Below are 20645 nucleotides of genomic sequence, written 5' to 3'. Positions count from 1 at the left end.
TTTTACAAACGCCAAAACAAGGAGCAACAATGAACATCGGTCAAGCGTCCAAAGCCACAGGGCTATCCATCAAGCAAATCCGTGATTATGAAAAGTTGGGTTTGTTATCAAACACTTCACGCACATCATCAGGCTATCGCATTTATGATAATGAGACACTAATCCGCCTAAAATTCATCGCCAAAGCAAGGGGCGTGGGCTTTTCGCTTGCCCAAATTGGCGAGCTTTTGGCACTGCAAGATAATCCACACCGCAAAAGCTGTGAAGTCAAAGCGTTGGCAAATACGCACATTGAATTTTTATCAAATAAAATCAAGGAATTGGAAGAAATGAAAACTGCTCTTGGGGCGTGGCGTGATGCCTGTCGTGGCGATGATATGCCAGAATGTCCGATTTTACAGGGGCTTGGGGGATAGGTTTTCAGGCTGCCTGAAAAGGTTATTTTGCCCATTTTAAAAACAAAAACACCGCTTGAATTGCTCAAACGGTGTTAAAAATCAGCCAATCACAAATTCATCTTTATGTCGCTCTGCCCATTCTCGAAATGACGACAATTTCACGCCAAAGGCATTGGCTTGCTCAATATCCACCTGATAGCCATCGGTGTTGTTCCATTCTTGGCTGTCCAAATTGGCTTTGACGATGAGTGCGGGGTCAAAGTTTCTAAAGGCTTTTTGTAAGGCATTTTTGTACACCTCATTTGCGAGCAGTTCATCGCCTGTTTGATAAACGGCTTCTACTTTTTTGCCTGTGATTTCGCTTAAAATATCCGCCACTTCGCCAAAGGAGACGCTATCGCCTGCCAAATCAATCTCTTGTTTATCAAACAAAGCAAAGTCAGCAAAGGCTTTGGCGATGAGTTTGGCTTGGTCTTCTACATTCATCATATCAATCTTGGTGTCGGTTTGGGTTGCCGAGACGATTTTGCCCTCGCTTAATAAGGGGTGCATTCCAGCGACTTTGGGGGCTAAAAACACCTCCATCATATAAGCAGGTTTTAAAATCGTCCAATGGGGAATATCGCTTGCCTTAATCCATTCATTTGCCGTTGCTTTGGCAAGCCAATACGACCGCATTGTGCTGTCCATTCCCTTACCCCAAGTGTGGTATTCACTGTGATTGCCCGCCCGTGCCACTGATGTGTGAATCAGATATTGCACACCAGCACGCTCGGCAGATTGCACCACATTGTAGGCGATTTGAATTTCAGGGATTAAATCAATGCTGGGAATGACAGGAATGTACAGCACGCCGTCCACGCCATTCATCGCCTGATACAGGCTGTCTGCATCAAACAAATTGCCCTGCACCATTTCTACGCCCAATTTGGCAAGCTCATCAGCTTTGGGGTTGTTGCCTGATGAAGTCAAACCACGCACGGCAAAACCTTGTTTGATAAGTTCTTTTGTGGCGGTAAAGCCTTGTAAACCTGTTGCACCCAGTACTAAAATTTTGTTGATTGTCATAAATTTGCTCCAAATCATTAAAAAATTGACAATGTCAATGTTTTGCTATTTTAGGCGAAAAGATTTACAATGTCAAGGATTTTTTGTTACTCACAAATTTTGACAAAATACAAGACTATTTCTTAAACTAAATATTTGATAAAATAAGATTTTCTAATCAACTAGGCGAAAAAATGAAACCTTATGTAATGGCTCATATGCTCACTTCTTTAAATGGTAAAATTGCGGGCGAGTTTGGTAATGCCCCTATTTTTGCGACACTTTTTCAATATTATGATGAAATTTATCAATCACTTAATGCAGATGCGTGGCTGGCTGGACGAGTAACAATGCAGTCTTGCACGGACGGCGATGTGGTTTTACCAAGCGAATATGATGATTTTTCAGGCGATTTTATTGCCAATCACAACGCCACGCATTTTGCGATTAGTGCTGACCCCTTTGGCAAAGTATTATGGAAAGACAATGTGTTGCCCTATGGCAATCGCCCCAAAGGGCATATTATCAGCCTTGTCAGCGAACAAGCGGACAAAGCCTATCTTGCTCATTTACGAAAAATTGGCGTGTCCTATTTGATTGTGGGCGAAAAAGAATTGGATTTGACTTTGGCATTGGAGAAATTAGCCCAATATTTTAATATTCAAAGACTTGTTTTGGCTGGGGGCGGTTTAATCAATGGGGCATTTGCCTATCAAGGCTTGCTTGATGAAATTCATTTAATTGTCGCCCCTGTTTTAGAATTAAGTCCACAAAATACCGCTTTTGAAAATAAAAATTTGAATTTTAATTTGGATTTTGCTGAATTTAAGTTAAAAGAAAATCGCATTTTGGCGGATAATAAAACGCTGTATTTGGCGTATCAAAAATAATGGATTTTGTGATAAAAACACCGTTTAAAATCAACTTTAAACGGTGTTTAGCTTTTCTGCTTTAAAAATCCCCAATACCATTTGCCATTTTTGTAAAAAAGATTTACAATGTCAATCTTATTTTTTAAATTGAGACAAAAAATGTATCAAGGCACCAACCCCACCGCCCTAAAATCCAAGCAGACCCTGCTAGAAACAATGCAAATTTTGTTAAAAAACAAAGCCTATGCCGATATTTCTATCAGTGAGATTTGCGAACAATCAGGCGTATCACGACAAACTTTTTATAAGCTGTTTGAAAGTAAAGAAAACCTGCTTTTGTATGTGCTACAAAACGCCCCGTTTGCCAATCAGCCTGTTGATGACGATTGGGTGGATTTGCGTGAAATCTGTACAGGCTATGCCAAATATGTGTTTGCCAATCAAGAGTTAATCAAAATGCTGATGAGTAATGGTTTAATGCAGATTTTTTACCGCCTGATGTATGACGGCTTGTCGTCTTGTCGTCAGAGTTTGGCTCATTTAAGTGAGAGCGAGCGAGCGTATGCAATAGAATTTTTGTGTGCTGGACTGTGCCGTTTGACCCAAAGTTATTTTGAAAACAGCGATACAAAAAGCGAAAATGACTTGGCGGATTTGGCGTATCGGCTGGCAAGTGGGGGAATGTTTAAGGCTGTCTGAAAATTAATTTTGCAAAATTTCAATAAAAAACACCGCTTAATTTTAAATTAAACGGTGTTTTCTTTTAGCCAATTTATTTCACTCGCTCGCCAATCCAATTCACAATATCTTGGCTAATCATTTTGCCATTATTATCCAGCATTAACATATGTCCAATATTGGGATAAAGTCGCAAACTTTTATCCACCGAATTGGTTTCATTATAAAAATCAATGGCATCTTTTGGCACGACATACAAATCCGCATCACCACTAACCAGCAAAACAGGGGCGACAAATTTATCGTCATTGTCTTTTAAATATTTGATGCCGTCTTTAAAACTGTTGGGGAAAGACACCGAGAATTTTTCCAGCATTAACGGGTCGTTCGGGAGCGACAGTCCTGCCCCCATATCAGGAATCGGCAAATTGAGCGTTTTGTGGGCGACTTCAAAGCCATTGACAAAGCTGTCTGGGGCTTCAGGTCGTGGCAAATGCCCAAAATTCATCTGGTTATACCGCAAAACCGCCGCCGCCAAAATAAAGCCGTTCACATCGTGCGGATATTTGGTGCCGTAGAGTGCCGAAATGTGTCCGCCCATACTGTGTCCAAGCACAAAAACAGGCGTATTGGGATTTTCGGCTTTGGCTTTTTGCACCACCAACCGCAAATCTTCCACCATTTCAAAATAGCTGTTGATGTGAATGCTGTCTCGTCCGTCTGATTTGCCGTGTCCACGATGGTCAAAGCGATAGACGGCAATGTCGTTTTGGTTCATCGTTTTGGCAAACTCGCCAAACACCCCAGAATGGCTTGCCAAACCGTGTGAAATCACCACCACCGCTTTGGGCTTGGTATTTGGAATGTCTTTTTGTAAATGTAAATTTAAGCCGTCTTGGGTTTTGATTTGGCTGATGGTATCTTTTGCTGGCTGGCTGATGATGGATTGATTGGGCGTTTTGGCGGCTGCCACATTGCCAAAAGATAAAGATAACGCCAACGCAAGGGCTGTTGATTTTAGGATTGTTTTCATCATATTACGCTCATTGAATGGATGACGATGAGCGTAATATAAAATTTTAAAATTGATAATAGAATAGCGATTTTTTGGAAGTTTGTTTTTATAAATGGAAAATATGTTTTTTCAGGCTACCTGAAAAATTATTTTTCCCATTTTAAAAAACAAAAACACCGTTTAAACTGCTCAAACGGTGTCTGAATGACGTGAATATTACAACAAATGCGGTTTAATCAGTTTTGCCATCAATTCAATATGCAGTTCATCGGTATTTAATGCAGGAATATAAGCATAAGATTTGCCCCCAGCCTCCAAGAAATTGTCTCGGTTTTCAACCGCCAATTCTTCAAGCGTCTCCAAGCAATCAGCCGAAAACGCAGGGCTTGCCACTTGTACTGACACGCCAGCCTGCCCCCATTCGGTCAGCAGCTCATCGGTGTAAGGTTTTAGCCATTCTTGTGCCCCAAAACGAGACTGAAAACTAATCGCCCATTCATGAGCCATCAAGCCCAGCTTATCCGCCACCAGCACCGCTGTCGTACGACATTGTTCTGGATAAGGGTCGCCTTTATCTGCATATGGTTTTGGAATGCCATGAAAGCTAAATAGCAATCTATCTGCTCGTCCATGCTCCTGCCAATAACGCTCAATACTTTGAGCCAAAGCATCAATGTACATTGGGTCGTCATGATACTCTTTGATAAAATGAATCTGCGGCATATTGCGACTTGCCATCGCAAATTTGGCAATCTTATCAAATGCCGCTGCTGTCGAAGTCGCTGAATACTGCGGATACAGTGGCAGGCAAACAAAATTATCATAGCCCTGAGCGGTCAGTTCTGTCAGGACATTTTTGATGGAAGGATTGCCATAAGTCGTGGCAGGATACACAGGCACATCAACGCCCTGAGTGCTCAAATGTGCCTGCAAAGAGCGGGCTTGGGCTTTTAAAATCGCCAGCAACGGTGAACCATCGTCTGTCCACACACTCTGGTAAGCATGAGCCACTCGCTTGGGTCTGGTGGTTAGTACAAATAAGCGTAAAATCACCTGCCAAATCAGCTTGGGAATTTCAATCACTCGCTGATCGCTCAAAAACTCTTTGAGGTAGGCTTTGACCGCTTGTGGTGTGGGTGCATCAGGCGTGCCTAAATTAATCAATAAAATCGCAGTTTTTTTGGTCATAATGTTTTCAAACAGTTAGTCGGTTGGTTGTTTAATTCGTGATATGACAACCAGTCATCATGGTTTTAATTCATCTAGTTTAGCATTTTTTTGTATAAAAATCTGATAAATTTGACTGACTTCTTGATTTATCTAAACATATCATCAAACAACCAACCCAAATCCAGCAAATACACCACCATTTTGCCAAAACTTTGATGAACATCCATCAGATGACGCCAAAAAAATTACCAAAACCATTGATAATCAAGGCATTTCGCTCTACAATATCCATCTGATAAAACAGGCAAATTTTGGATAAATTCATCAGCCCTGACCATCTTTAATCAACCCAAGCCAAACTTTTACTGGTCGCCAAAATAACACACTAGGGGAATGCTGTGTCAGCACCACATTTAGACCCATCATCGGTGGGCATTGTTACGCCACAGACTTTACATTTTCAGACACCACTACGCTTAGAATGCGAGCGAGTCTTGCCATCTTTTGAGCTGGTTATCGAAACCTACGGAACACTCAATGCAGACAAATCCAACGCCATTTTGATTTGTCATGCCCTATCTGGCTCTCATCATGCTGCTGGCTATCACTCAGCAGACGACACCAAAGCAGGTTGGTGGGACGCTTTGATTGGCAATGGTAAAGCGATTGACACCAGTCGATTTTTTGTGGTTTGTCTAAATAATATCGGCTCATGTCACGGCTCAACAGGCCCAACCAGCATCAATCCTGATACAGGCAAAATTTGGGGGGCGGACTTTCCACTCATCACCATCAAAGACTGGGTCAATACCCAAGTGATGCTCTCTGACCGTCTGGGCATCAAAAAATGGCACGCCATCGTGGGTGGCTCCATGGGCGGTATGCAGGCGTTGCAATGGTCGGTAGATTATCCAGACCGCCTATCACGAGCCGTCATCATCGCCAGCACACCCAAATTATCTGCCCAAAACATCGCTTTTAATGAAGTGGCTCGTCAATCGATTTTATCCGACCCAGATTTTCACGATGGTTGGTACTTGCAGCACGGCACTTATCCTAGACGGGGCTTGATTTTGGCTCGCATGGTCGGACACATCACCTACATCACCGAAGAGGCGATGAAAGAGAAATTTGGACGAGACTTAAAATCAGGCAAATTCATGTACGGCTACGATGTTGAATTTCAGGTCGAAAGCTATCTACGCTATCAAGGCGAACGATTTAGCAAAAATTTTGATGCCAATACTTATCTTTTGATGACCAAGGCACTTGACTATTTTGACCCATCACGAGATTATGCCGATGATGGTCTTGATGATGCAACCGCTCTAAAAATCGCCCTTGAACGCACGCAATGCCAATTTCTCATCGTCTCTTTCACGACCGATTGGCGATTTAGTCCCGAACGCTCCATTGAAATCGTTGATGCCTTGATTGCCAACCAAAAACCTGTCAGTTTTGTCAATGTGGACGCACCACATGGACATGATTCGTTTTTGTTTGATATTCCTCGCTATGTCAATGCGGTCAAAGGTTTTTTACAAGCCCCATTGCCCAATAAGGATCATCTATGAATAATATTGACCATCAGCTCGTCGAAAAATGGATTACCCCCAACTCTCGTGTGCTGGATTTGGGCTGTGGTGATGGCACTTTGCTTGCCCATCTACAAAATACCCTAAACATCACAGGATATGGCTTGGAGATTGACGAACGCAAGATTGACGAAGCCATTGGCAAAGGCTTAAACATCATCGAACAAGACCTAAACGATGGCTTATCTCGTTTTGCAGATGGCAGTTTTGATACTGTTGTGATGGCTCGTGCCTTGCAAGCGGTCAAAAACCCTAAGACGCTACTGCTAGATATGCTTAGGGTTGCCAAAGAAGGCATTGTTACTTTTCCAAATTTTGCCTACTGGCAAAACCGTGTTTATTTGGGCTTAAAAGGCATCATGCCAATGAGTGAAACCCTGCCTCATCAGTGGTACAACACCCCAAATATTCATCTATGCACTTTCAAAGATTTCGAACGACTGTGCGATGAAAACAACATTCGCATTTTGGACACCATTGCCATCTTTGATAATGACAATCCAACCAACCCTCGCTCGCTCATGGGACGATTGGTCAAATATTCACCAAATCTGCTGGCGGATGTGGCCGTGTATCGTATCGCCAAAGATGATTGATGCTCTTGCTAACATTTTGTAACGCTTGCGATACGGTTTTGCCATTGAGTTTTTTGGCATCTGATGTTACCCTTTTGTGATTGTTTGGCAATTTTGTTAATATGGAAAAATTAAATGAAATTTTTTAAATATTTTTTATTAACCAGCTTGCTTGGTATCGGTACTGCCCACGCTCAAAGCCACCAATCTGGTGCTCACTTTGATATGATGGACATCAATACTTTGACCAATCAGGCATCAAACGGCGACCATCACGCCCAATTTTTCCTAGCAAAACGCCTACAAAAAGGACAAGGTGTTGCCAAAGACGCCAACAAAGCCATCTATTGGTACACTCGTGCTGCCGAACGCAATATTGCCCCTGCTCAGCTTAATCTGGGCATCATGTACTTGCGTGGCGAGGGCGTGCCTGCCAACATGAATCAGGGTCGTGCATGGCTAGAAAAAGCCGCCAATTTGGGCGACAACCGTGCCAGCTACGCATTGGCAATGATTGATGAGCAGCAGCAGCGACTGGTCGATGCTTATAAATGGTATGATTTATCAACTCGTGATGGCATGCTTGATGATGCTGTGCGTCATCGTGCCAAAGCCAAAGTTAGCCAGCTTGCTCTTAACCTATCATCTAGCGAAATCGAATCCGCCAAAAAAAGTGCCAACGCCTGGTTTCAAAATCACTGATTAAATTCGCTTAGTAATAAGACAGGTGTATGTATGCCTGTCTTTTTTTATGAGTCTGCATTGCTTTTTATTCACGCTGCTGGCTGACTGGCATCATCTTTGAGTGTCAGCCCTACCCAATCAATCATCCATGCAAGATAAAATCAAAAAAAAACGCCCAGAATCATTCTGAGCGTTTTTCTTAACATTAATATCGTGATTAGTAAGTGAAGTTTACACCCACACGATATTCACGACCAGCTGCTGGTAAACCAGAAGTAGCGGTATGTGGGATATAATATTTGTCTGCCACATTATTGACAGCCAAGTTAATGTTTAGCTTATCATTGTTCAACGGTTTATAGTTGGCGTACAAATCAACCACATCATAGCCGTATTTAACTAGATTCAAATCGTTGTCGCCACGAGCTCGAGGATTTGAGACTTTATGTTCCATCCAAGCACTTTCGCCTGTAACCTTATCCACACGGCGATAGTTTGCACCTACTTCTAGGTTTACAGGAGCAAAACGATAGGCAAGACCTGCGGTATAGGTGCGACCGATTCGATTGCCATATTCACGGTTGTTAAATGGGCGATCGCTATAATATTCAGGCTTGCTTTCTGCCACGCCTGCACGAACGGTTACACCATTAGCACGATAGGCAGCATTGATTTCATAGCCTTTATTTTTAGCATGACCAACATTACCGATTAGGTTTTGATTGACATTTAGTTCAGCATGTCTGCCATTTGGAGCACTGTTTAGTAGATTGTCAATGCGTTGCCAGAAGTAGCTACCATTTAGCGAGAAACCGCCTTTGTTGTAGTTAAAGCCAATCTCAGTATTCTTGGCACGCTCAGCCGTAGCATTATCCGCCACAGACACTACCGCACGGCGACCATGTGCTGTCAAGGCATCATATAGGCGTGGACTGCGAGTGGCATGGTTATGCACTGCATTAAAGCTTAGACCAGCAACAGGTTCCCAAATCACGCCAACACTTGGGCTGACAGAACTGCCAGACACTTCCTTGCCGTCCATTGCTGTGATTTTGAAGTGGTCATAACGGACACCAGTTGTCAAAGTGAAATTACCCACCTCGCCAATCGCTTCGGCATAGACACCCAAGTCAGTTTTTTCTTGATTAACCAAGCCTGCTTCTAGTTTATTTGGGAATGCTTCTTGATGACGATAATTGACACCAGTTTTTAGTAGTACGCCATCAACAGGCTCGCTATCAAAGTTGATGTTCGCCCCTTTGGTCTCAATGGAGGTTTTGTTATCACCAGCGAAACGACCTGCATAACCACTCTTGGCATCATCTGCAGACTCACGAGTATTTTTCATCAAGTACACATTAGCATCAATCGCACTAACAAATTTGCCCAAATCTTTGGCTGAATATTCCAAATTGGTATTTTCTAGTGATAATTCACGATATTGTGGGTCTTGACCATCAAAAACATTAAACTCTTCACGAATGTTACGAGTACCTTTGTTATTGGTCTTAAAGTGGCTGAGTACAAAACGATGGTTGCCCAAGTTCACGCCTGCCTTAGCAAGGTAGCTCACTTTTTCCAAAGCACTGTATGGTACAGTTTTACTACCATCAACAGGGCTGATGTATTCACGAGTACCATCTGCTGCACTGGTGATTTGCTCAACACCTTTGCCTGCCTCATAATTATCTTGGTCAACATAGTTGCCAGAAATCAACAAGTCAAAATTATCTGTCTTACCAAACGCACTGATAGAGCCTGAAACTTCTTTGTTGCTACTATAACCAGCACCAACTTTTACTCCATAATTCTTGTCCGAACCTTTTAGCAGATCGTGAGCATCAACAGTCTTAGCAATGATTGCACCGTTGGTTGCACCAATACCTGCTGATGCACCGCCAGCACCTTTTTGCACTTCGACAATTTTAACCAATGCAGGATCTAATTGATGGCGACCTTGATGGTAAAGAATTTGAGTATCGCTATAAGCATTATCAACTTTGACATCGATTGAGTTTTGACCCATACCACGAATGGCGATATACTGAGAAGTGCCATTACCACCACTAAAATCAATGGCTGGCTCATCTTTTAGCAGTTCACGCAAATCTGTTGCTGTGCTTTCTTCCTTTTCTTGTAGCGTAACCACATTGGTCTTAACCTTAGCACCCAAACGGTCAATTCTAATCACTTCCGTACCCAAATCCACGGTCTGTGTGTCGGTGGTTTGAGCAAATGCAGCACTGGTGAATAATGCACCAAGCACAGCCGCAGTCAATGGCAGTTGTTTACAGCCTTTCATAATTACCTCTGTTTTTGAACAGTTTTGGAAAATTAGCAAATAACAAACAAACCTTGCCATAAACCCCTCATCAATTTCAAAGAAACTTTACAGTGGGAACATTCTGCAAGGTACGAGAAATATTTTAACAAAATTTTTCAAGCATGTAAATGATAATTTCTAGCATTTATAAAAATAAACAAGAATTATTGCTATTTGGGACCATTCACGCACAAAAAATCCCCCAATGAGTCTCATCAGGGGTGTGCTTGCCAGCGTATGGGCAATCAATGATGGTGCTTTATTTATTCCAAATTTTCTTATATTTGGCAAGCAAGTCATCAGGGCTTTCTATTCGTGTCTCGTCCTTGATGATACAATCAATGGGGCAAACCTTATCGCAAGTTGGCTCGTCATAAAAACCCACACACTCGGTACAAAGGTCTGGGTTGATGACATAGGTTTTTTGCCCTTTTTGGTCGTAGCTAATGGCATCATTGGGACATTCAGGCTCACAAATATCGCAGTTGATGCATTCGGTGGTGATTTTTAGTGCCATTATTCGCCAGCTTTGTCCAAGTGCTTGACGCAAAACCGCATAAAATCCCACAGCGTACTGTCGTGGTCATGAATGGCGTTCCAGATGGTGTCTTCGCTCATCACGCTGTACTCGCCATCGGTGGTCAAATCAAACTGTTCGCCATTTTCAATCTTCTCGTACAGCTCACGCCATTCGCCATCAAAATAAAAATCTTCCAATTTGCCCATCAGCTCGGCACTTTTTGCTAAGTCTTGTTTGGCGGTTTCTAGGCGTTCGTGGAGGGCAAGCCATTCTTTATAGACGGCTTGGATTTCGTTAATGCGGGTTTGGGCGGTCATTTTTTACTCCAAAAGGGGAAATTTCAATTATTATAGCATAATTACATAATTAACTGTCATCTGCTAAATTGCCACAATGCTCGCAACCAAACAGCCAGCATTTGTAGAAATAATGCAAATCTACCAAACATTGTTCTTTGGCGGATAATTTTGGAGTAGGCGGTGTATCAAAATAGTTATTAATTTGAATCAAATCTTCTTGATGAGATTGAATGGTTTCTTGAATATCGGCTTTTTCATCATCTTGGCAATTTTCCAAATCATCTTGATATTCTTTGATAATGGATTTCTTTTCTTCAACCAATGCATTAAGATAATTTTTCCAAACTTTTTTGTCTGTTTGCCAAATGGCATAACAAAGCCAATCCCAAGTAAAATGAAAATTAAATTCTCCATTCAGAGTTTGGTAAGCAGTTTTAAAATCGCCTATCAAAGTATATAAATAAGCAATGTCTAAATTATCAAGAATTTCATATTGTTGAATTAACGCCAAATTCTTTTTGGCATTCTCCAAATCATCAAGAATGATGTATAATTTTAATTGATTTTTTAAAACAAAACAACACGCTTCTTTTATTTGTTTATTGTTTATATCATTAAGATAATTGTTGAGTTTTGTTAGGGCGATTTGATAATAATTTTTGGCTTTTTCAAAATTATTATTAACCAAATAAAAATTAGCTAAATTATTATAAATCCACGCCAATTGATGGTTTTTGGTGGTATGGTTAAATTTTTGCAAAGCCTTTTCGTACAGCTCAATTATCAAATCCAAATGATTTCTAAGTTTATCCAGATTGGCAGTATCGCTATAATCTGATGGCTTAAATAGAAGATTGGCATACGCCATATAAGGATAAAACGATTTAGGATTTTTATCTATCAATTCTTGAAACAAACTCAAAGCCAATGTGTCTTCCCCATATTCATAATACGCCCAAAAGGCATAATTATGAGTGTTTTTAATGCTTGGATTGATTTGGTAAGCCTTTTTAAAATATTCCAACTCTTTATCGCCATCAGGGTTGGAAAGATAATAAAAAGCGATTTGTGATAATAAGGTATCATCATTGGGGTTTTGTTTTTCTAGAGTGAATAACTGCTCTAAGGTATCCATTATTAATACAACCAATACAATGACGCAATGTGCTTGTTGGCTATTAAGGATTGATACGCAACAGCTCAATGCGGTATTTAGCGGCCTGCCTACCGCTTTTGCCTTCTTCTTGGTAGCCTAAATGAGCAGGAATGTCAAATTCATAAGTCGCACCCGCAGGCATTAAAAGCAGGCTTTCTTTTAATCCTGTGAACATTTCGCTGACGGGCAAAATCACAGGCACACCGTTTAATGTACCCTCCAAAACCTCGCCTTTACTGTTATAAGAAGTAAAACGAATTTCTACTTCGTCATTGAGTGTGGGTTTGTTACCATGACTGTCTTGGATAATGCGGTAATTTAGCCCTGAGGTGGTGCTATGGGCAGGTGCATGAGTAAAGGCGGTAGCAGCCAAAGGGCTTTGGGCTAGAATGATGCATAGCGTTAGGGTGGAGAATTTTTTAAGATTCATGGGTTTATCCTCAAAGAAGTTTTTGGCAAGTATAACAAAAAAGTGTTTTTAGGGTTATTCTTATTTGATAGATTTGTGATGGATTTTGTTATATTTTGGCGTGTATTGTGAGGCTGTGTTAATCATCTGTCAAGCCAATCCAAATTTGTTCTTTTTCAACGACATCAAATAAATGACTACTTTGAAAGACACCAAGCCATCTTCTATGTCCAAAATCTGCACTGTCAATATCTGGGTATTCAGTCAAAGCTCGGTATAAAATATCGTAAGATGCTCTTTGTGTACTAGGAATGATAAATTGCCGTACAAACCCTCTTAGCCACTTTCCATGGGTGCCATCTAAGGTTCTAAGACCTGAGATTTTAGGTAACTTATTTAAATCCACAATTTCCAAGACCTGTACCGTTTGCCCAGCTAAAAATAGCTCAGAAAAAGTTTGCTGGTAATTCGCTGATTTCTTGTATTCAAAAATAATCTTGCCGTCAGAAATTCGCTTCGTTAAGAATGGCAACTCCAATAATAATTCCAAATAGCTTTCGCAAGAATAATTTTGTGGATGGACGCATTGGTAGTAACTTAGTAGAGTGGCTATATTTTCAAGCCATAGCATTTCACCCATTTTTATAAGTAATTTAATGCATTGCAGAATATGGATAATCGCATTAATGTCATAAACAATAGATTTGGGGGAGTGTTGTTTTCGAATCCAAACATTTTGCTTGGTTTTGTGCACTTCAAAATCCGCACAAGATTGGCAGCTTATTACAATCTGTTTTTGGCGAATATGAGGAATGGATAATTTTAAAACTTTAATAATTTTGTCTACATCTGCCCAGCCTAATACATCAGCAGACTGCTCAATGGCTTGTGATAACACATTGTAATCTACAATCGGTTTTTTATCCAGATCTGTTTCTATGTTTTTGATATTTTTGGTAGCAACCGAAAGAGCTTCCATATTATTTTCAGCACAAACCACTTGATGAAAAATTTGCTTTTTATTTAAAAATTCAATTAGCGGTATGTATTTTGGGTGATGAATGCATAAAATGAATCCATCAACTTGGTTGTAATAATCTTCCAAAGCATCGATGGTTAGCGTTAACACTGTTGTGTCTTTGTCGGTTGCAATGCTGTTATCAATCAGTTCGATGTCATATTCTTGTGCGACTTTGTGCCAAGGAATGATATTTTCAGCCGTCCATACGCCATAGGCACGAACGGTAATAGGCTCACCAAATTGGCAAGCCTGTTTTAAAATACTGGGGATGTGGCGGTGACCAATCTGAGTGATATCAATAAGTACCGCAATTTTTCTTTTATTCATACATCAAGTAAAAATCGGCTCATCTACCTTTTTCATCACAAGGGCAAATTTTAACACTTCTTTGTCCATTTCTTTAAAAGGATTATTAATTTGGCAAATCCAACCAGAACCGAGTGCCGATTCTATTTCATTGCCTTTTTTGTCCCAAAGTTTATCAAGGGTATAAATCAAATTGCCTTGTGGGGTCATAATTTCAATTTCATCGCCCACGCTTAATTTATTTTTGACGGTCAAAGTTAATTTGTCATCGCTAATTTCCGCCACTTCCGCCACAAATTGCTGATGGTCGGTTTTTGATGAGCCGTATTCATAATTTTGATAATCCGAATGAATATGCCGTCTTAAAAAGCCTTCGGTATAGCCACGATTGGCAAGACCGTCCAAAGCGGTAATCAAGCTTGTGTCAAATGGCTTGCCGTCATAAGCGTCATCAATGGCACGGCGATAGACTTGGGCGGTGCGAGCGACATAATAATGCGATTTGGTGCGTCCTTCAATTTTTAAGGAATGCACGCCCATTTTTGTTAAATCTGGGACTAATTCCACCGCCCTTAAATCTTTTGAATTCATAATATAAGTGCCGTGCTCATCTTCATACATTGCCATAAGTTCTCCCTTACGACCTTGTTCTTCAATCAGCACCACTTCATCGGACGGCTTTTGGACATAATCATCGCCCATTATCACATCGCCATTTAAATTGACAGTTGGCTGATTTAAATTAACATTGGCAATGCTATTTTCATTTTGATTTGGAATAAAAATTTCGGCATTAGAAATTGTGTTTTGATTATTATTTTGCATTACAGGGACAATATCGCCTGTTTCATTTTCTACCGCTTTATAAGTGTTGTACGACCAACGGCAAGCATTGGTACAAGTGCCTTGATTGGCGTCTCGTTTATTAATATAACCCGATAACAAACAACGCCCCGAATACGCCATACACAAAGCCCCATGGACAAACACTTCAATTTCCATATCAGGCACTTCGGCAATAATCTGCTCAATTTCTTTTAAGGATAATTCACGGCTAACAATGACACGAGACACGCCCATTTGTTTCCAAAATTTCACCGTTGCCCAGTTTACAGCGTTCGCCTGTACGGATAAATGAATGACCTGCTCTGGAAAATGCTCTCGCACCATCATAATCATGCCAGCGTCCGACATAATCAGGGCATCGGGCTTCATTTCAATGACAGGACGAATGTCTTCAATAAAGGTTTTTAATTTGGCGTTGTGGGCTTGAATATTCACCACGACATAAAACTGCTTGCCAAGCGAATGGGCGTATTCAATGCCTTTTCGTAAATTCTCTTCGTCAAAATCGTTGTTTCGTACACGCAAAGAATATCTGGCTTGCCCAGCATAAACAGCATCCGCCCCATAAGCAAAGGCGTATTGCATATTTTTAAAGGTACCAGCAGGGCATAAAAGTTCGGGTTTTTTGATTTGGCTTGTCATAAGTTTGGCTTCTATAATCAATGGATAAAATTACCCAGCATTATAGCAAATATTGACAAAAATAGCCAATTCCTAGCTTAATACTAGGATTTAATTTTCCCAATCAACATCGCCCATTGTCCAACATAACATCAGTCACAATGGACAATGTGATGTCAAAAATGATGGTTCGTATATTTAAAAAAATAAATAATATTATCATATATCAAAAAAATAAATGAATCATTGCCAAAAAATTGGTTATAATATTATAAAATTACCAAACAAAAGGTTGTCTTTTATGAAAAAATTTGCCCCTTTGGTGGTCATCATTGCCATTATCGGTCTGTTTGTAACATTGCTCAACCGACCAAAATCAGACGCTTCGTCTGCCACGACCAATAACGACACCCCGACATCATCGCAGGGATTGACGATTGTTACCCCTTGGGAAATCACCAATAACGACCCTAGCACTTCTGGTTTTGTGTTTCAACGACTAAACATCGCTGAAACATTGGTTGATGCAGATGATGATGCCAAACTGACGGCAGGACTGGCAACCCAATGGCAAAGCAACCCGACAATGACCGAATGGACGGTCAAATTGCGTGATGGCGTGCTGTTTCATGATGGCAGTCCCTTGACGGCTGATGCGGTGGTCAAAAGCCTTACCATCGCCCTAAAAAAACCTTCTGCATTGCAGCAGGCTTATATCCATCAAATTCAAGCAATTGACGATAAGCAAGTCAAATTTACCCTATCCAAGCCCAACCTATCTTTTCCTGCATTTTTGGCACACGCTACCGCCATCATCTTGGCACCCAGCTCGTATAATGATAAAGAAGAGGTTGTCAAAGTGATTGGCACAGGAGCTTATCAAGTCACCAAAATCGAACCGCCTCAAAAGATTGAGCAAGAGGCGTTTGACAATTACTGGGGCAAAAAAGCCAGCATCAAACACATCACCTATCTTGCCAATAGTCGCAGCGAGTCTCGTGCATTGCTGGCACAAAGCAAACCTGACTATCTGGTGTTTAACCTAGATGCTGCCAGTCTGTCACGCCTGCAAGCTGACCAAAATTTGAACATTGTCAGCAAATCCATCGCTCGCACCATTCAATATAAGGTTAATGCCAAATTGCCGCCTTTTGATGATGTCAAGTTCCGCCAAATCCTTAGTCGTGCCATCGACCGTCAAGGCATCAGCGAACAAGTGCTAAAAATCGATGGCGGTATGGCAAATCAAATTTTGCCACCGATTTTTACTGATTGGCAAATCAATGCACCAAATAGCACGCCAGATTATGATGCTTTGCAACAAGAATTGGCAAAGTTAGGTTATCAAAAAGATAGCAACGGCAAACTGCTTGGTAAAGACGGTAAAACTATCGCATTCACCCTAAAAACATTCTCTGACCGTCCAGAATTACCGATTGTTGCCACCGCCTTACAAGCTCAATTTGCCAAGCTGGGCATTGATGTTGAGGTGGCGATTGGTAACTTCTCAGACATTCCAGCATCGCACCAAAATGGCACGCTACAAATGGCACTCTATGCTCGCAATTACGGTCTAATTCCCGACCCGTTGGGTGCATTGATGGAGGACTTTGCTCCTAATGGCAGCGACTGGGGTGTGATGAATTGGCACAACCAAACGCTTAATGATGCCCTAAATCAAATCAATGATGGTGCAAGCAATACCAGCGAGCTACAAAAACAAATCGCCCAAATCATCTACGATGAACAACCCATCACGCCTGTGGTGTACTATCAACAAAACGCCGCTGCCAATAACAAACTAAGCGGTTTACAATTAGACGCTTTTGAGCGTAGTTTTCGACTCAATGAATTATCATGGTGATACCCAATGGGACAAATGTTGCTCAAACGCCTGATTCAGCTAGGTTTGGTCATTTGGTCGGTAGGTACGCTTACCTTTGTGCTGACTTACAGCCTACCTGGCGACATGGCGTATCGTATCGCCGCCAGTCGCTACGGCTATGACCAAACCAACGCTGCTGCTGCCGAGCTGGTACGCCATGAGCTTGGCTTAGATGGTTCTTGGTGGCAGGCTTATCTTGACTGGTTTGTTGATTTGTTTCAACTAAATCTAGGTAATTCTTTGGTCAGTGGTGAGGCGGTCTGGACTGAGATTTCTCATCAGTTTGGCTACACTTTAAATCTTGCCTTAGTGGCACTTGCCATTGCCATCATCATCGCCCCACCGCTAGGGCTATGGCTTGCCCAAAAGCCGAACGGGGCTTGCGATCGTATCAGCTTATTGCTAAGCGTCATCATTCGCTGCCTGCCAGTGTTCATCATTGGTATTGGGCTAATCACGCTATTTTCGGTACAATTAAAATGGCTACCAGCAGCAGGCTATGGCACTTGGCAACACTTTATCTTGCCTGCCTTAACCTTAGCAATCGGTCTGATTGTCGTGTCGGTCAGAGTCTCTCGCAACGCCATGGTTGCCATCGCCAATACCGAGTATTATCAGTACGCCAAGCTAAAAGGTCTATCCAACTGGCAGACCTTTTGGCGTCATGGGCTTCGTAATGTCGCCATTCCCATCATCGCCTATTATTCTGTGCAGCTCATCTATCTCATTGAGGGCGTGGTGATTGTCGAAAGTCTCTTTGCTTGGCCTGGTTCTGGGCATGCCTTAGTGCACGCCATCATCGCCAGAGACATTCCCATTGTTCAGGGTACAGCGTTGGTGATGGGTGTGCTGTTTGTTTTACTCAATCTGTGCGTGGATATGATGAACGCCTTGATTGACCCACGCATCGAACATAGGTAATACCAATGAAACATCTTCTTGGATTTCGCACTTTGTCTGGCACTCAATGTATTGGACTGCTGATTTTGATTATTCTGGTTGGTTTTGCCTATTTGCAACCTTGGTATTATCCAATGGATAATGCCACCCAAAATCTAAATAACCTACTACAAAATCCCAATCAAACTCATTGGTTTGGCACAGATCATTTTGGGCGAGATATGCTCTCTCGCATCGCTGCCGCCATTCGTTTGTCATTTGGCATGGCATTGATGAGTGTGAGTGTATCGCTGTTTTTTGGATTATTATGTGGCATCATTGCCAGCCTTGGTGGCGTGTATGACAAAGTGTTTAATCTTATTTGCGATATTGTGATGGCATTGCCAGGCTTATTATTCATCTTGTTATTTGCCGCCATCGCCCCAAACTCATTTTGGGCGTTGTATTTGGGCATTGCTTTGGTCATGTGGGTAGAATTTTTTAAGATGGCACGAGCCATTTCACTCAGCCTGAGCCAAAGTAAAGAAGTCGAAGCATCATACTTGATGGACTTTGGATTGCTTTATCGCATCAGACGCCACTACCTACCAAAAATCCTGCCAATGCTACTGCCGCTTGCCGCTTATGGTGCAGGTAATGCAGTGCTTGCATTGGCAACGCTTGGTTTTATCAATGTAGGACTTCGTCCGCCAACCGCTGAGCTTGGGTTGATGATGACCGAGCTATTTCCTCATTATTATGAAGCACCGCTGATTTTTATACAGCCAATCATTGCCACTTGCCTATTGGTGCTTAGCTTTCAATTATTATCAGGACAAGCCAAATGACCACACCCATCATCTGCCTAGACCAGCTTTGCGTCCAAACACACTTGGGACAAACACTGGTCGAACCCATCAGCCTAACCCTACATCAAGGAGAGGCCCTGACCATCTTGGGAGAGACAGGCTCTGGTAAAAGCCTACTTGCCCAAGCCATCATGGGAGCATTACCAGAGGGTCTGCACGCCCAAGGTAAGATTTTTTATTTGGACAAAATCGCCAGCACCAAACAATTACAAACGCTATGGGGTAGCACGATGGCAATGCTCGCCCAAGAACCCACTCGTAGCCTAGACCCAACGATGGCCTTGTTTGGACAAGTGTTTGAAAGCCATTATTTGGTTGCTCACCAACCCAAACATCTTGCCAAGGACAACACTACTCGCCTGCTACACACGCTTGGACTGAGCAACTTTGACCAGCACTATCTGCACCAACTGTCAGGTGGCATGGCACAGCGTGGTGCATTTGCCATGGCGATGGCTGGCGGTGCCAAAATATTCATCGCTGACGAGCCGACTAAGGGTCTGGATAATCACAACCGCCAAATCGTCATTGATCTGTTGCGTCAGATTGTGTTGGACGGTGGTACTTTGCTGACCATCACGCATGACATCGAAGTGGCAACCGCCCTATCCAACACGCCCAACGCAACCATCATGGTCATGAAAAAAGGTCAGCTATTAGAACAAGGCGATGCCAAAACCCTACTGGCTAAGCCAGCCTCCGAATACGCCCAAGCACTCATTGATGCCGCACCAAGTCGCTGGCACACCAAAATCACCTCCCAAGCAACCCATACCCCCAGCACGCCTTTGGTCAGTCTTCATCAGCTGACCGTCTCTTATGGCGATAGAGTGTTATTTGACAATCTATCCTTGCAAATTAACGCTGGCGACATTATTGGTATCATTGGGGCAAGTGGTATTGGCAAAAGCACGCTTGGCGATGTGCTATGCAAACTCATCACACCAAAAGCAGGCGACATCATCTGGCATCAGCAACCAAAACGAGAACAGCTGCTCAAACTGTACCAAGACCCACCGACCGCCTTTGCAGCACATTTGCCACTTCGCACCTTGTTTGATGATGTGATGAATCGCCACCAAGTGGATAAAAGTCGCCTGATGCCATTGATGAATGCTCTAAAACTTGATGCCAACCTGCTAGACCGCAAGGCGGACAGCGTCTCTGGTGGCGAATTGCAACGCCTCGCCATCGTGCGAGCTTTGCTGCTCAATCCCATGCTCCTATTTGCTGATGAGTCCACTTCACGACTCGACCCCATCACTCAGCAGCAGACAATGGATTTATTGGTCGAGCAATGTCGTGCCAATGGTTGTGCCTTACTCATCGTCAGCCATGACCATGATTTGGTTAAATTTTATTGCAGTCAAGTGATAGATTTATCAAACTATCTACCCCAATGACAAAATAACACTCAAACACCTTGATTCATCACACCAACAAAAAAACACCGCTTGAATTGCTCCAAGCGGTGTTT

General features: G+C 42.2%; 20 protein-coding genes. 10 read left to right on the top strand and 10 right to left on the bottom strand.

Features of this window, described 5'->3' with window-relative positions; genetic code table 11:
• Positions 1-29: 29 nt before the first annotated feature.
• Positions 30-416: a Cu(I)-responsive transcriptional regulator gene (locus tag LU297_RS07420; protein ID WP_034295614.1), complete on the top strand. Its 387-nt coding sequence runs from the start codon at positions 30-32 to the stop codon at positions 414-416.
• An 81-nt stretch (positions 417-497) separates the two neighbouring features.
• On the opposite strand, the gene LU297_RS07415 is transcribed toward LU297_RS07420, so the two are convergent.
• Positions 498-1466, bottom strand: a complete 969-nt coding sequence (locus LU297_RS07415; protein ID WP_263075900.1) for an NmrA family NAD(P)-binding protein — start codon at positions 1464-1466, stop codon at positions 498-500.
• Positions 1467-1639: 173 nt separating this feature from the next.
• On the opposite strand from LU297_RS07415, the gene LU297_RS07410 reads away from it, so the two are divergent.
• Positions 1640-2335, top strand: a complete 696-nt coding sequence (locus LU297_RS07410; RefSeq protein WP_263075899.1) for a dihydrofolate reductase family protein — start codon at positions 1640-1642, stop codon at positions 2333-2335.
• A 141-nt stretch (positions 2336-2476) separates the two neighbouring features.
• Positions 2477-3016 carry a TetR/AcrR family transcriptional regulator gene (locus tag LU297_RS07405; protein WP_263075898.1) on the top strand — a complete coding sequence of 180 codons (540 nt, stop codon included), beginning with the start codon at positions 2477-2479 and terminating at the stop codon, positions 3014-3016.
• A 73-nt stretch (positions 3017-3089) separates the two neighbouring features.
• Here LU297_RS07405 and LU297_RS07400 read toward each other — a convergent pair whose 3' ends face one another.
• Together LU297_RS07400 and hemH are read right to left on the bottom strand one after the other, a co-directional pair.
• Positions 3090-4031: an alpha/beta hydrolase gene (locus LU297_RS07400; protein ID WP_263075897.1), complete on the bottom strand. Its 942-nt coding sequence runs from the start codon at positions 4029-4031 to the stop codon at positions 3090-3092.
• A gap of 195 nt (positions 4032-4226) precedes the next feature.
• Positions 4227-5198 carry a ferrochelatase gene (hemH, locus tag LU297_RS07395; protein WP_263075896.1) on the bottom strand — a complete coding sequence of 324 codons (972 nt, stop codon included), beginning with the start codon at positions 5196-5198 and terminating at the stop codon, positions 4227-4229.
• Positions 5199-5578: 380 nt separating this feature from the next.
• Here hemH and metX point away from each other — a divergent pair, with 380 nt between their 5' ends.
• From metX to LU297_RS07380, 3 genes are all read left to right on the top strand, one after another.
• Positions 5579-6754: a homoserine O-succinyltransferase MetX gene (gene metX / locus LU297_RS07390; RefSeq protein ID WP_263075895.1), complete on the top strand. Its 1176-nt coding sequence runs from the start codon at positions 5579-5581 to the stop codon at positions 6752-6754.
• Entirely contained in the window at positions 6751-7371 is a 621-nt protein-coding gene (gene metW / locus LU297_RS07385; protein WP_263075894.1) for a methionine biosynthesis protein MetW, read from the top strand. Before metX ends, metW begins: the two co-directional genes overlap by 4 nt.
• Positions 7372-7485: 114 nt before the next feature.
• On the top strand, positions 7486-8052 hold the full coding sequence (locus tag LU297_RS07380; RefSeq protein ID WP_263075893.1) for a tetratricopeptide repeat protein: 567 nt from the start codon (positions 7486-7488) through the stop codon (positions 8050-8052).
• A gap of 199 nt (positions 8053-8251) precedes the next feature.
• On the opposite strand, the gene LU297_RS07375 is transcribed toward LU297_RS07380, so the two are convergent.
• The 7 genes from LU297_RS07375 to trhP all read right to left on the bottom strand — a co-directional run bounded on the left by LU297_RS07375 (position 8252) and on the right by trhP (position 15556).
• Positions 8252-10336, bottom strand: coding sequence for a TonB-dependent receptor domain-containing protein (locus tag LU297_RS07375; RefSeq protein WP_263075892.1), 2085 nt, complete (start codon positions 10334-10336; stop codon positions 8252-8254).
• Positions 10337-10616: 280 nt separating this feature from the next.
• Positions 10617-10874, bottom strand: a complete 258-nt coding sequence (locus tag LU297_RS07370) for a YfhL family 4Fe-4S dicluster ferredoxin (RefSeq protein ID WP_263075891.1) — start codon at positions 10872-10874, stop codon at positions 10617-10619.
• Positions 10874-11194, bottom strand: coding sequence for a DUF4298 domain-containing protein (locus LU297_RS07365; protein ID WP_263075890.1), 321 nt, complete (start codon positions 11192-11194; stop codon positions 10874-10876). Before LU297_RS07365 ends, LU297_RS07370 begins: the two co-directional genes overlap by 1 nt.
• A gap of 49 nt (positions 11195-11243) precedes the next feature.
• Positions 11244-12311, bottom strand: coding sequence for a tetratricopeptide repeat protein (locus LU297_RS07360; protein ID WP_263075889.1), 1068 nt, complete (start codon positions 12309-12311; stop codon positions 11244-11246).
• Between the two features lie 43 nt (positions 12312-12354).
• Positions 12355-12762, bottom strand: a complete 408-nt coding sequence (locus LU297_RS07355) for an FKBP-type peptidyl-prolyl cis-trans isomerase (RefSeq protein WP_263075888.1) — start codon at positions 12760-12762, stop codon at positions 12355-12357.
• A 118-nt stretch (positions 12763-12880) separates the two neighbouring features.
• Positions 12881-14089: an NYN domain-containing protein gene (locus LU297_RS07350; RefSeq protein ID WP_263075887.1), complete on the bottom strand. Its 1209-nt coding sequence runs from the start codon at positions 14087-14089 to the stop codon at positions 12881-12883.
• Positions 14090-14092: 3 nt separating this feature from the next.
• Positions 14093-15556, bottom strand: coding sequence for a prephenate-dependent tRNA uridine(34) hydroxylase TrhP (trhP, locus tag LU297_RS07345; protein ID WP_263075886.1), 1464 nt, complete (start codon positions 15554-15556; stop codon positions 14093-14095).
• A 280-nt stretch (positions 15557-15836) separates the two neighbouring features.
• Between trhP and LU297_RS07340 the strand changes: the two genes are divergently transcribed.
• The 4 genes from LU297_RS07340 to LU297_RS07325 are packed head-to-tail and all read left to right on the top strand — an operon-like array spanning position 15837 to position 20571.
• Positions 15837-17399 carry an ABC transporter substrate-binding protein gene (locus LU297_RS07340; RefSeq protein ID WP_263075885.1) on the top strand — a complete coding sequence of 521 codons (1563 nt, stop codon included), beginning with the start codon at positions 15837-15839 and terminating at the stop codon, positions 17397-17399.
• Between the two features lie 6 nt (positions 17400-17405).
• The gene (locus tag LU297_RS07335) at positions 17406-18341 is read left to right on the top strand and encodes an ABC transporter permease (RefSeq protein WP_263075884.1); all 936 of its coding nucleotides are present in this window, start codon (positions 17406-17408) and stop codon (positions 18339-18341) included.
• Positions 18342-18346: 5 nt separating this feature from the next.
• The gene (locus LU297_RS07330) at positions 18347-19147 is read left to right on the top strand and encodes an ABC transporter permease (protein ID WP_263075883.1); all 801 of its coding nucleotides are present in this window, start codon (positions 18347-18349) and stop codon (positions 19145-19147) included.
• A complete protein-coding gene (locus LU297_RS07325; RefSeq protein ID WP_263075882.1) occupies positions 19144-20571 on the top strand; it encodes an ABC transporter ATP-binding protein in 1428 nt (475 codons plus the stop codon). The genes LU297_RS07330 and LU297_RS07325 overlap by 4 nt, the downstream gene beginning before the upstream one ends.
• The last annotated feature ends 74 nt before the right edge of the window (positions 20572-20645 follow it).

The organism is Moraxella nasicaprae, from assembly GCF_025643275.1.
Classification (GTDB): Bacteria; Pseudomonadota; Gammaproteobacteria; order Pseudomonadales; family Moraxellaceae; genus Moraxella; species Moraxella nasicaprae.
The sequence above is the reverse complement of the archived record's forward strand: the minus strand, read 5'-3'. Positions and strand labels throughout refer to the sequence as shown.